This window comes from Chitinophagales bacterium (genome assembly GCA_016787225.1).
In the GTDB taxonomy this organism is placed as follows: Bacteria; Bacteroidota; Bacteroidia; order Chitinophagales; family JADJOU01; genus CHPMRC01.
This window is the reverse complement of record JAEUUY010000010.1, coordinates 1-14,009: the sequence shown is the minus strand read 5'-3', so window position 1 is coordinate 14,009 and position 14,009 is coordinate 1. Positions and strand designations below refer to the sequence as shown.

The window sequence follows — 14,009 nt, the reverse complement described above, 5'->3', positions numbered from 1 at the left end:
TTTAGGAAACTTTAAAAACTATTTCAGTTTCCATAGATTTTTTTATTTAGCTTTGCAGCCGAATGAATAAAGAATCTATTTTAGAACTAGCGAGGACGCTTTTTTTTGAGCGTGGTATCAAGGCTGTCAATATGGACGATATCGCCACTGCGCTAGGTATTTCTAAGAAAACCATTTACGCTCATTTTACCAGTAAGGATGAAATAGTCGAATGTGAAATCGATAGTCATATTTCAGAACACGCATGCGGAATAGATCGAGTGAAAACTTTAGCGAAGAATGCGATAGACGAATTGAGGTTGATTTATCAAATGGATATGGAGACCCATCGCAAAATGAAACCAATTTTCGTGGCTGATATCCAGAAATACTATCCCCATTGCTGGAAAAAATTGCAAGATTTTTTTAAGACCTGTGTTTTAAAAACCATTGTAGAAAATATGCAGCGAGGTCAGGAAGAAGGTCTCTATAGAAGTACTATAGATGTTGAGTTTATAGCTAGTCAATATTTTCATAGTATATTCAATATGGTTGATTTTTTCGCACAGCAGCGCAGTCGATCCTTTGGTGAACTAGAAAAAGAACTTATGTACTATCACATTAATGGCATTGGTACACCTAAAGGAATTAAATATTTAGATAAAATAAATTTTGAGTTATAATATATGAATAAATTAATTGTACTACTAGTTACTAGTTTTATACTTCCCGGTCTATACGCTCAGCAAAGTGTGTTTACTGTAGAAGCTGCTATTGATTATGCACTAAAGCATAACTACAATCATCAAAAGAATCAATTGGAAAAATCAATAACCTATGAAAAAACTCAAGAGGTTTTGACGCAAGGTTTTCCAAAGATAAACGGTTCTATAGCCTACCAAAATCAATTCATAGTGCCTACGAGTGTCATACCGGGCGATGCTTTCGGTGCTCCAGGACAATTGATTCCAGTGCAGTTTGGGATAAGCAATACTATGAATGCCAATATAGGTTTGCAGCAGCTTATCTTTGATGGTCGCTACCTCGTGGGGGTGCAGGCGCGCGCATCTATTAAGGAACTTGCCAATCTACAAGTCAAAATGAGCGAGCGTGATGTCAAAGTATTAATCTCCAAGAACTATTTTCAAGCAGTAGCAGCAAAAAAGAGCTTGAAATCACTCAAAGAAAGTAAACTTGTTATCGAAAAATTATATGACCAAACAAATAAAATCTATAAACAAGGTTTGATAGAAGAACTCGATGTCGAGCGATTGCAATACAACGTTAAGACCATAGAAAATGCAATATCTGTATTAGAAACTCAAAATCAATTAGCTATTTCTGCCTTGAAACTCAATATGGGTTTCCCAATGGAAGATAGTTTGATGATAGCGGAAGATGTAGCTCATATACTGCAAGAGGCTTTTCAGCAAAGTCCATTTATCGAAAATTTGGAAAATAGATTAGAGTTTAAACTCGCAGACCAAGCTATATTATTGAAAAAATATGATCTGAAACAAATGCGATATTCAGCGTTACCTAGTCTTTTTGGTGCTGCCAACTACGGATATAATTCATTCAGCAATCGCTTTAATTTTCTCAATAATAAATGGTATAATTTCGGAAATTTCGGTATTCAAGCCAATATACCCATCTTTGATGGTTTTACGAGAAAGAGTCAAATTAGCCAAGCCAAGCTAGCCTTGGAAAAAGCAGAAGTGGATAAACAAAATTTATACAATTCTCTCAAAATAGAAAATATGAATACCGTATTGACGCTTCGCAATAATATTAATGAATTTAAAAATCAAAAAGACATTCTCAAACTTTCAGAAAAAATAGAGCATAAAACTCAGGTGAAATATAAAGAAGGAGTCGGCAGTAGCTTCGAATTTGCTAATGCGCAAAACGAGCGTATCCAGCAATATTTAAAACTTCTACAGTCAGAATTAAATCTTTTAAATAGTCATATCGACCTCAAAAAAATTCAAGGAAAATTTTAATTTCAAATCAAATTTAAAAATATGAACAAGTATTTAACCATTATCCTAGTAGCGTCCTTACTTTTTTCATGTAAGTCGGATATAGAAAAATTAAGAGCAGAGCGCAGTGAGATAACCAAAGAAATTGCAGATTATCATGTGAAGTTAGAAAAAATCAATGAAGAAATAGCCAAGCTAGAGAAAAAATCGGAATCGGAAACTATTCTACCATATACGATTAGCTCACAGCCTTTTCAGCATGGGATAACTATTCAGTCTAGTGTCAGTACGGATCAGGATGTTATTTTGTATCCAGAATATGCTGGTTCTATTACTTGGTCCGTCAGTGAAGGTCAGCGTGTAGGTAAAGGACAAGTTCTGGCGAGTATCAATGATGGTGGTATGTCTTCTCAGCTCAAGCAAGCTCAGATTCAAGCGGATCTCGCAAAAACAGCTTTTGATAAGCAAGCTAGATTGTGGAACGAATATAAAATAGGTTCAGAGATACAGTATTTACAAGCAAAGACTGCTTACGAAGCTGCGCAAAAAAGTATATCTGCTATTCAATCGCAGTTATCACGAACTAAATTGAAAGCTCCATTTTCAGGTACGATTGATAATCTGATAGTCCAGTCAGGACAAGCTGTAGCGCCGGGTGTGCCTATAGCGAAATTAGTTAGTTTAGGTAACCTGAAAGTATCTGCTGATGTTTCCGAGCAGTTTATAAGTAAAGTCAAAGTGGGTACTCTGGTCAACGTGTATATACCTGCGCTAAATCGCACCATGCAGAGCAGAGTTGCTCGTGTATCGAGCGCTATTAATCCTAGTAACCGAACTTTTGCGGTAGAAATTCCCCTATCCAATGCCGATAATATGATTAAAACAAATATGAGTGCGAAATTGGATATAGTAGATTATCAAAATGCGAATGCACTTTCAGTCCCTAACAAAGCCATTGGAACGAATGCAAAAGGTGAGAAATATGTTTATGTCCTGAAAAAAATCAATAAAAATAATGCAGTAGCTTCAAAGACTATTATTCAAGTAGGGCAGGCCAATTCAGAAAATACAGAAGTATTACAAGGCTTGAATGTAGGTGATAAAATAATCTTAGAAGGCAATAAGTCGGTAGTAGATAATACTCCAGTGAAGTTTTAGCATTCTGAAAATAACCACATAGATCACATAGTGATGATTTCTAAGAAGTATATTAATGACTTAACCTATGAAGTTATTGGTAGCGCAATAGAAGTTCATAAATTTCTTGGAAGAGGCTTGCTTGAATCGATTTATCATAAATGTTTAATTGAAGAGTTACGACATAGAAAAATAAATTTTTACACAGAGTTTGTTATCCCTATAGTTTATAGAGAAAAGAAACTTGAAGTTGAATTTAGATGTGATTTATTTATAGAGAATTTAATTGTAGTTGAGTTGAAGTCTGTTACCGAATTTACTCCTATGTTTGAAGCGCAGCTTCTCACCTATATGAAATTATTACAAGCACCTAAAGGCCTACTAATTAATTTCAATTGTAACAATATTTTTAAAGAGGGACAGAAGACTTTCGTGAATGAATATTTCAAATCATTACCTAATAGTTAATTACAGAGAAATTAAAAAATAAAAAATTTTCATAATAAATATTCAAACCATACAAAACCTATGTGTCCTATGTGGTGAATATAAAATAAAAGTAAAAAAAATGAGTTTCAAACAAAAAGAATTCGGAATATCATCATGGGCTGTTGAGAACAGAGTGACTGTCTATATACTCACCTTTGCTATTGTGCTAATGGGAACCATAGCCTATGTGACCATGCCTCGTGAGGATTTTCCAGAAATTATCGAGAATAAAATTTTCATTTCATCTATCTATCCGGGCAATGCTGCTGAGGACGTGGAAAAATTAGTTACGGATCCTATTGAGAAGAAGATTAAGAACTTGTCTGGAGTAACTAAGGTCACATCGAGTTCATTCCAAGATTTTTCATTGATAGTAGCCGAGTTTGATGATAAGCATACGGTAGAACTAGCCAAGCAAAAAACCAAAGATGAAATCGATATGGTCAAGGCTGCGAATGACTGGCCTAAAATGGATAATGGCGGTAAAGTAGAGCCGACAATATTTAACATTAATATTGCAGAGGAAGTCCCGATTCTAAATGTCAATTTAAAAGGTGACTATCCTGCGCAGACTCTGAAAGACTATGCCAAAATTATTAAAGATGATGTCGAGAATATTGCAGAGATTAAGAAAGTAGAAATTCTCGGCGTCGGTGACAAAGAGGTAGAAATAGCACTAGATTTATTCAAGATGGCGAGTGCTGCTGTCAGCTTTGACGATGTGCAGCGTGCTGTGCAGGGCGAGAATATGACTATATCTGGAGGTAATATCGAAAATGGCGGTAAGAAATCCAATATTCGTGTAATAGGAGAGTTTGACAATCCCGATGAACTCAATCAAATCGTCGTAAAATCTTTTGGAGGTTCAGTTCTATTGCGCGATATAGCTGAGGTACAATTTAAGGAAAAAGAGCGAACGACTTATGCTCGCGAGTCAGGAAAAGAAGTCGTCATGATCAATATCAAAAAGCGCTCGGGTACCAATATGATTCATGCGATAGAAAAGGTCAAAGAACGTATAGAAGCACTAAAAAAAGCGGATATACCTCGAGATATATCCATTGAATATACCGGCGACCAATCTTCGAGAGTGGAACATGCCGTCGATGAATTATCCAATCATATTCTCTTTGGAATTATCCTAGTTATGGCAGTGCTTATGTTTACTATGGGATTGCGAAATTCATTATTCGTAGGTTCGGCTATTCCGCTTTCCATGTTGATGGCATTTGCTTTTTTAGATGCTTATGGTGTTACCCTCAATACTATGGTTCTCTTCGCTTTGGTTATGGGATTAGGTATGCTTGTGGACGATGGTATCGTGGTGGTGGACAATGTCTTTGCGAATATGCAGAAGGGTATGGATAGAATATCCGCTTCAAAAATCGGTATTGGGGAAATAGCTTGGCCAGTGATATCCTCTACCGCCACGACCTTGGCAGCCTTCTTCCCTCTAGGTTTATGGCCCGGTACTATGGGTAAATTTATGATTTATTTCCCTGCGACCTTATCGGTTGTACTAGGAGCATCGCTTATTGTAGCTATGATTATCAATGCTTCTATGACAGGGGGCTTTATGGCACTGAAAGATGAAAATATTTCTTATGAAAATTTGAAAAAATATACTCGCTATCTACTATTGATAGGTGTGTTTTTCGCTATTCCTGGGTGGATGGGAAAGGCTGAGATGTTTACAGAAAATCCTATTCCATTCGCTACTGGATTGAGAGTGATAGCCCATTTGAGTTTTATCATAGTAGGATTTTTATGGTTGTATCATCATTATATATTTAATGCTACACAGACTTTTCAGCATCATTACTTCCCGCGTTTTGAGAATTGGTATGCTCGAAGATTAGCTTGGCTATTTGAAGACAAACGATATAAATCCAAGGTTCTTACTGTACTTTTTAGTTTGCTGATACTTCCATTGTTTTGGATGATTAAGCGACGTGATTTTTCTTTTTCGAGACCGCAAATCTCACTTTATTCTATAGTGTGGTTATTGTTTCTTTCATTTATTTTATTTTTTAAAATATTTCCACGAAAAGTCTGGTTTTTCCCCGACAACATTCCAAATCAAAATATTGTCTATGTAGAGTTTCCGCAGGGTACACCGATAGAAAAAACGAATGATGCAACACGACAAGTAGAAAAGCAAGTTCTGAGTATATTGGAGAAATATAAAAAAGTCAATCCAGCTCCTAATTTCTTAGTTCAATCGGTAGTAACCCAAGTAGGTGAAGGCGCTGGAAATCCTAGAGTGGATATGGGGAATAGTTCTGAGACTCCATTCAAAGGAAAAGTAACTGTCCTCTTTCAAGAATTCAAAGAGCGTAAAGGAGTCAATACGCAGGAGATTTTAAATGAACTGCGTGCTAACATCAAACCGATTCCTGGCGCCAAAATTACCATAGAGAAAGAAAGTAATGGTCCACCTGTAGGATATCCTATAAGTATAGAGCTGCAAGGCGAGGATTATGATGCCATGCTAGCCGAGAGTAATAAAATTATCGATTTTATCAATTCTAAAAAAATACCTGGAATTGAGAAATTGAGTACGGATATCAATAAAGATAAATCTGAACTCAAAATGAATATCGATAGAACCCTTGCAGGAAATTTAATGACCTCAACAGGTGCTGTAGGATTTAATTTAAGAAGAGCTTTATATGGACAAGAAGTTTCTACATATAAAGAAGGCGATGACAATTATAAAATTATGATGCGCCTCAATGCAGATCAACGAAAAGATGAGAGCCTTATCCTCAATCAGCCGATTACATTTAGAAATCAGATGAATGGTCAAATCATTCAAATCCCGATGGCTACTTTGGCTAAGACAGAGCAGACTTTCACCTTCAATCAAATCAATCACAAGGCAGGAAATCGCATAATGACCATTTACTCTAATTTATTGGATGGCTATAATGCCAATGAGATTATGCAAGAAATCAAGAATGAACTCAAGGTCTATAAACTCCCTGCGAAGATGAATTTTGGATTTTCGGGTGAGCAAGAAGAACAGAAGAAAAATCAGGACTTCTTGAATCGTGCATTATTACTAGCTTTATTCGGGGTCACTATGATTATTGTATTACAATTCAATTCGACGTCCAAGACCTTTATCATCATGGCGACGGTGCTTTTGAGTTTCTCAGGGGTATTCTTCGGCTTGACCTTTGCCAATATGGACTTCGTAGTACTCATGACTATGATGGGTATCATATCGCTCGTAGGTGTGGTGGTGAAAAATGGTATCGTCTTAATGGACTTTTTTATCCTCCTACTCGATAAGAAAAAATCAGAGCTGGGAGTCGAGACCCACGAAGATATTCCTATGGATCAGTTCGTCATCTGTATCGTAGAGGCAGGTCGTTCACGTTTGCGACCAGTACTCCTGACAGCTACGACAGCAGTCTTGGGCTTGATACCTCTGGCTATCGGTTTAAACTTCAATTTCTTTACCTTCCTTACCGATTTGAATCCGCATATCTACCTCGGAGGCGACAATGTTATCTTCTGGGGACCGCTAGCATGGACGATTATCTTTGGCTTGACCTATGCGACCGTCTTAACCTTGGTCATGGTGCCTGTTATGTTCTATCTCGTCAGCAAGTGGAAGCATAATATCAGACGAAGAAAGTTGGCGAGATTGGAGAAGGAAATGGTGGGGTAAGGTAAGGTAGATATTGACTTGCGGAAAAAATAGTATTTCTTTGTTCAAAAGGAAATAGCTAATATATAATCCTTTTTTTAGATAGATTGATTTACAGAGGAATCCTTGCTGGGCGTTCGACTTTTTATTTTTATATTCGTTTTAGTATATATTGTGTAATAGAAATCTTTTCTGCAAATTCTTTGTCTTTGTCAGCATATTTAAAAAAGCCTTTTTCTAAAATACTTGAATTATCGTTAGTCCAAATTAGTAACTTGTCACAAATTTCCATGTTTAGTTCTTTGAATTCAGTTCTCTTGGTGTTCAAATCGTTATAATATGAATAAACAAAATCAACAAAGTTTGCAAAGCTATTATTGTTGAATTCAATTATCCAATGTTTAAGTAATTCATCAACATTATCTGTTAGTTTTACTATTTCAATAAATGCTTCGTGTTCAAATGACTTTTTGTTTTTTACCAATTCTGCCCACCAAGCAAACAAGAAATTTTTGATTGCAGTTTGTTCGGTTTCCTTCCAAGTATTCCAATTTCCATATTCAAGTTTCCCTAAAACTATAAATGTCGAAACGATAAAGTCTGTCGTAGATAATAGTTCAAATATCCTTGGTAAATAATGTTTATAGTCATCTTCATCGCCCCAAGTTGTCATTGCTTTTGCTGTGTATCTTGAAAGGTCTTCTTCTGTTAGGTCTCTTAATTGCTTTGAATGAATTTTTTCTTTATCCGTATTTAATATGCAACAAGGGCAACCATCCATTGTCGATTTATTTGGATAAGTCGAGAAAGTTGAGTATAAATTTTCAATTGAAGTTTTCAGTTCGTTCATTATATAGTTACAGTGTTTATCAGCCGACCCCAGTTCATTTCCCATTAGCTATCGCAGACTCATTTTACCTCAAAAATAAGCTTATAGGAATGAAAAGCGATGGATTTTTGGTGTATAATTTAAATAACCACTTACCTTATGAGTTGCTGTGAGCGATAAGCTAAATCAATGACTATTTATAAATTTATTAAACTCAGTTTTCCCTATCGGACTTTCAAACAAAGAGCCGTGCTCTCCACCTGCTATTTCTACAAACTGGCTTTTTTGACAATTGGTGCAGTTAAGTATATCTTGTTTGAAAGTAGGCCAAGTATATAGCTGTATAGGAGAGTCGCTTAAGCCTTGAACAAATAAAATGTCAGATTGAAACCCATTGGTAAAATTTAACAAGGACCTTTGAAAATAAGGATTAGGATTGCTTGCTGTCGTTCCATATACGTTTTTCAATTTAGTGCAAACGGCGCTGGGTTGAATTTGTCTATTTTCCTCTAGTTGACATCGATAAACTAGATTCAAGGGACCTGGCGCATTGGCTATAACTCCATTGGTCTGGTGCATGGTGTTTAATCTAGTCACCATATAACCTCCTTGGGAATGACCTCCTAAGAATATTTTCTTAACTGTTATCCCTAATTCTTGACTTGCTTTATTTTTCAGCCATAATAATGCAGCTTCACATTTGACAATATTATCACCTAACAAGACAAATTCTTGTGGATATGCTACGCTTACAATCATCATATCATTTCTATCCAAAATTCCTTTGAATTTGTCTAAAGTATTATTGGCAGCGGTCAGAATAGCACTATCAGAAGCTACTGTTCCATGAAATACAAGCAATACATCTAAGTCGTTTTTTGCTGGTTTGTCTATTACGACATCCACTCCAACTGAATTGTAAGAAATAGATTTAGTTTCTCGATAAGCTATCGGCACAGGAGTATCTTTATTGTCCTCCTTATTGCAAGAAAAAAGTATAACTGAAAGTAAAATTAATAATCTCATATTTTTTTCGTACCTGGTCCAGAAATAAAGCCTAGCACTTCTAGTTTGGTTTTCTGTGCCTTTTAATAAACTTATCTTAGCAAATATAATTAATTAAATAATTAATACCAATGAATATTAAAATATTCTATAAATAGACTGCCTGAATTCCTTGTATGTTGGCATACTGACGATAAGTGTCAGTTCCAAAATTATTTAAACAATATTTATATTATAAATAGTACTATTATCTTAAAAACAATCTAACAAATCAAGAAATTTCTTTTAAAATTTAATAATTATCTCTATATTTTTGTATTATAAAAGATTATTAACTAGTAAAATTAGATAATTATGAAAACACCATTTACCAATCGAAACAATTTTCTACGCTACATTTTCTCCCTAATGCTACTTGTAGGGTGGACTAATAGCTTAAATGCTACCCATATAATGGGCGGCGAATTGAATTATCAATTATTGGATACTCTCACAGGAAGGTATCGAATAAGACTTACGGTATATCGTGACTGCGCTGGGATAGATTATGGAAATGAGATTGTCACAATAGGTACTAGTAGTACGAAATACAATGTAAGCTTAAACTTTAAGTATAAAGAAGAAGTAAGCCAAATATGTAAGGTGCCAGATGTAGCTGTCACGCCTACGACCAATTGCCCAAAAGGACCTATTCTTAATATCATGGGGGTCGAAAAATGGGTCTACGAAGTGGATCACACCATAGGCAAGAATATAGGATATGCCTATATCGGCTGGACGAGTTGCTGTAGAAATCATGCTATAACTACCATACAAAATCCTGGAGGAGAAAATTCATGGTTACAAGCCTTGGTGAATACCGATTATAACAATAATTCTTTAACCTTTGCGAATATTCCGTTTAAATACTTATTCAAAGGAGAAGAGAACGTTTACAACCCTGCGGGTGTTGATTCTTTTGACCCTAATTATATCATGATCAATGGGAAACAAATAGTCTTAGATTCGATAGCATTTAGTCTTTACACCCCATTCAATCATCCAGGTATCAATTTTTCGGATGTTATCAATCTCAATAATGGCACTGTTGCATTCAACCCACAACTCACAACTCAAAATTTCTTGTACACCACATCTGGCGTAAAGTTTAATCCAAACTCTGGAGAGATTAAGTTAACACCTAGTATTGAACAAACAGCTGTCTATGCTATTGCAGCTATGGAGTATCGAGCAATTGCAGATGCTAGCCAACCTAGTGGTTATCGCCGAGTATTAGTAGGTCATATAACGCGGGATATTCAGTTTGCGGTAACGACAGCGCAAGGAATGAATCGCAACCTAAAGGTAGATTCGGTAAAGCATGTCGTATGCTCATCCTATGATTCGAGCTATGTATATACTATCAAAGGTAAAAATAAAGGAAATAAAATCTATTTCAATATACTGGGGAATACCAATTCGAAAATTAAATACAAAGTAATATCTACACCCACCGTTACAGACTTAACAGGATTTAATATGGTTATTTCTGGCACGAATACGAATAAATTAATTGGAACGATTAGTTTTGATACGGTCAAGACAGTTCAAGCTGAACTGTATGTCATCATAGAAACTTATGATTGCATGCCTAACGGTATTAAACATATCAAATCGCATACGATAACGATCAATACTCAAGGTTTTGTATCATGTCAATTGAGATGTGATATAACTAAAAATAAAGATACGCTGTTTTGCAATCCCAAGTTTGGGATTCCGCCTTATACCTATAAGTGGTCAGGAGGAGATACGAATCGATACATCAAAAGATTTTTACCCGGCACATATTATGTCACTGTTACAGATAGTTCAGGCTGTGTATCCAACTGTAGTTATTTTATAGCATCGCCTTGCAATCTGTTTCGTCACTTCAATTGGAAAATTTCGGATACATCCTTAGACTTTAGTATCGATTCAAATAGCTCAGGATATATACTTACCTTTAATTGGGATTTTGGCAATGGAATAAAAAGTATAATCGCCAAACCTAAAATTAAATATAGTGCGAATGGTATTTATTCTGTCAAACTTTACTATTGCCTGAGAGACTCCAATCAAAATATAATTTGCTGTGATTCTATTATAAAATTAGTAGCAGTAACCAATTGTAAAATTCCTTGTAATGTCAAGGCAAACTTCGATTGGACAATGAATTCCAATTTAGGTACAGTTAACTTTTTGGATAAAACTACTCCAGTGACAGGTCAAATGTACACCTATCTTTGGAGTTTCGGGAATGGAACTTTTTCGACTCAGAAAAATCCTACAGCGCATTATACAAATCCTGGCACCTACAAGGTTTGTTTGATAGCCAAGCGTTGGTTAAATCACAATAATTTATACTGTATTGATAGTATTTGTAAGTACATACAAGTAACTAATGTGAATCCATGTAATCGATTTCAACCTGACTTCAATTGGATAGTATCAGGTGGTAACTATCAATTCACTAATACCACCAATACTACGAATGCGACTATCGTGTCAATAAATTATAAAATTAGTACAGGTCAAACCTACAATATACCTAATCCTAGTCATACCTTTGTGAAGAATGGTAAATATTCTGTAACACTCACTATTACATTATTTGATGCTTTGACTGGCACTACTTGCACAAAAACGATAACGAAATGTATCACAGTCAATACAAGTACATGTGGATGCTTCAAAGCTAATAACAGTTATACGAAATCAGGTCTTACCATTTCATTAACCAATACCTCAAGCTGTATAGACTCGAGTGTTACGTATAATTATAGCTTTGGAAATGGCGCCAGTTCTACTTCCCCTAATTCAACATATACCTATCCATTTCCAGGATTTTATCGAGTAGTTATGTATATCAATAAATTTATTGGTACCTTCCAATGCACGGATTCAATAGTTCGCTACATTCAGGTAAATAGTTCGAATGCATGCTTTGATAGTGGTTACATCAATAAAGTAAGTACTAAGTGTCCAAGCTATACTCAAGCTGTATGCGGTTGTAATGGAATAACATATTTAAATTCATGCGAAGCCACGAGAGCTGGGGTGAAGCAATATACTGCAGGACCTTGCAGCAATGACCCCGATTGGGCTAAGGTATGTGGCTATGTATATCATGACCTTAATAGAAATTGTGGATTCGATTCTTCAGACCAACCATTACCATCCATTAAGATAAAAATAAATACGAGTCCGATTAGGTATACATATACCAATACGAATGGATATTATGAATTTTGGGTTTTAAAAGGAAATTATGAAGTAGAACAGGTTCTATCTAATTTCTCGGGATTAGATCAGCTATGCCCTGCATCTCCTAAAAAGATAACGGTCAATGCTACTGGCCCATTAACATGTAATTATAATTTCTATGATACAGCCAATAAATGTCAAGACCTCTCTGTATCGATACATAGAAACTGGAATATTACTCCTGGATTTACATCAATGAAAACCATTACATATAAAAATAATACTGCCCATGCTGTACATAATGTAAAAATCCATTATCGCTTCTTATCAAATCTAGTTGTAAAATCAAGTACAAGTTCCAGTTATACAGTGAGCGGAAATGTTATCACATGGTCTATTCCTAAACTACTTCCATACGCTTCGGGATATAAACACGCTTACTTCCATACTCCTGTTTCACTAGCCTTGGGCACTATAGTGATAGATAGTGTATGGATAGAACCTACCAATGATGACTGTAACTTATCTAATAACTCAAAAACAATCAAGGATACTTGTGTAGGCAGCTGGGACCCTAATGATAAAACAGCAGCTCAGGCTGAGGAGATTGACCCTGATACTAAAACTATCGATTATCATATACGCTTCCAAAATACAGGAACTGCTCCTGCACACACTGTAGTCATCGAAGATCAAATAGATCCAAAATTCGATTTTAATAGTTTCATAATAAATGAAGCCTCTCATAAATATGTAACTCATTTCAATGATAATGGTAGAGTATTTTTTGAATTTGAAAATATAATGCTCCCAGATAGTGGTACTGACTACGAAGCTAGTCAAGGATTTATTGGATATAGTGTTAATCTGGCAAATAATCAACCCATAGGTGCCATATTAAAAAATACTGCAGAAATTTATTTCGACTTTAACGACCCTGTCATAACCAATACAACAGTCCATACCATAGTATTAAAAACTACGAATGGAATTCAGAATATTGGAAATGATATGAATATCGCTGTATTTCCCAATCCTACAAGCGATAAGGTAAAAATCCAAGTAATATTAGATAAGGAAACAAGAATAAGTTATTCTATATACTCTATAAATGGCAAGCAAGTTAAACTATCAACGGAGAAAAACTATTCTTCCGGTGAGATCAACGAGGAAATTGATTTTGGAGAATTACCTTCAGGTATCTATATTCTGAACATAAATCAAAACGATCAAGCTACAAGCTTGAAAATAGTAAAAGAGTAAAAAATAGTGGTGAGGGTATTTACAATAATATCCTCACCACTTATGTACTTTATCGTAATCCTTATGAGTAGATTATAGAATGCTCTCCAGTATTTTGAGATTTGTTTTCCGCTTCAACCAGAAATGCAGCCATGTGTTTCTAGTGTAGGATTCTATACTATTGTCATACATATAGTTAAACCCAAATTAATCATTAGAAGCCACTGCGTGGCGAACTATATGATTTAGTTGGGTTTATCCCGATTTAGAATTTGTTTCAATCCCGTACGTACGGGATTGCAACAAATTCTTAATCGATTCTGCATTTTCTAATGCGGAATTCTATCTAACTACCCCTCAATTAGCTAGTATACAGTCTTTTGCAATTTTATATTTCTCAATTGTTTTATTGATATAATGTATTTTATTTTTTTTAATTATTTCCTGATACTCATTTGAGTCT

8 protein-coding genes are annotated in these 14,009 nt (G+C 35.3%); 6 read left to right on the top strand and 2 right to left on the bottom strand.

Annotated features, from left to right (window positions below):
* Positions 1-62: 62 nt before the first annotated feature.
* From JNL75_02760 to JNL75_02740, 5 genes are all read left to right on the top strand, one after another.
* Positions 63-662, top strand: a complete 600-nt coding sequence (locus JNL75_02760) for a TetR/AcrR family transcriptional regulator (GenBank protein ID MBL7788738.1) — start codon at positions 63-65, stop codon at positions 660-662.
* A gap of 3 nt (positions 663-665) precedes the next feature.
* The gene (locus JNL75_02755) at positions 666-1,982 is read left to right on the top strand and encodes a TolC family protein (protein MBL7788737.1); all 1,317 of its coding nucleotides are present in this window, start codon (positions 666-668) and stop codon (positions 1,980-1,982) included.
* Between the two features lie 21 nt (positions 1,983-2,003).
* Complete coding sequence (locus tag JNL75_02750; protein ID MBL7788736.1) at positions 2,004-3,119, top strand: efflux RND transporter periplasmic adaptor subunit; 1,116 nt, start codon at positions 2,004-2,006, stop codon at positions 3,117-3,119.
* A gap of 33 nt (positions 3,120-3,152) precedes the next feature.
* The gene (locus JNL75_02745; GenBank protein MBL7788735.1) at positions 3,153-3,566 is read left to right on the top strand and encodes a GxxExxY protein; all 414 of its coding nucleotides are present in this window, start codon (positions 3,153-3,155) and stop codon (positions 3,564-3,566) included.
* A 100-nt stretch (positions 3,567-3,666) separates the two neighbouring features.
* The gene (locus JNL75_02740; GenBank protein MBL7788734.1) at positions 3,667-7,266 is read left to right on the top strand and encodes an efflux RND transporter permease subunit; all 3,600 of its coding nucleotides are present in this window, start codon (positions 3,667-3,669) and stop codon (positions 7,264-7,266) included.
* 130 nt (positions 7,267-7,396) lie between these two features.
* Here the strand turns inward: JNL75_02740 and JNL75_02735 are convergent, their stop codons facing one another.
* Both JNL75_02735 and JNL75_02730 read right to left on the bottom strand, forming a co-directional pair.
* Positions 7,397-8,095 (bottom strand): hypothetical protein, encoded by a 699-nt coding sequence (locus JNL75_02735; GenBank protein ID MBL7788733.1) that lies wholly within the window; start codon positions 8,093-8,095, stop codon positions 7,397-7,399.
* A 165-nt stretch (positions 8,096-8,260) separates the two neighbouring features.
* Positions 8,261-9,100 carry an alpha/beta hydrolase fold domain-containing protein gene (locus JNL75_02730; protein ID MBL7788732.1) on the bottom strand — a complete coding sequence of 280 codons (840 nt, stop codon included), beginning with the start codon at positions 9,098-9,100 and terminating at the stop codon, positions 8,261-8,263.
* 333 nt (positions 9,101-9,433) lie between these two features.
* Here JNL75_02730 and JNL75_02725 point away from each other — a divergent pair, with 333 nt between their 5' ends.
* Entirely contained in the window at positions 9,434-13,567 is a 4,134-nt protein-coding gene (locus tag JNL75_02725) for a PKD domain-containing protein (GenBank protein MBL7788731.1), read from the top strand.
* The last annotated feature ends 442 nt before the right edge of the window (positions 13,568-14,009 follow it).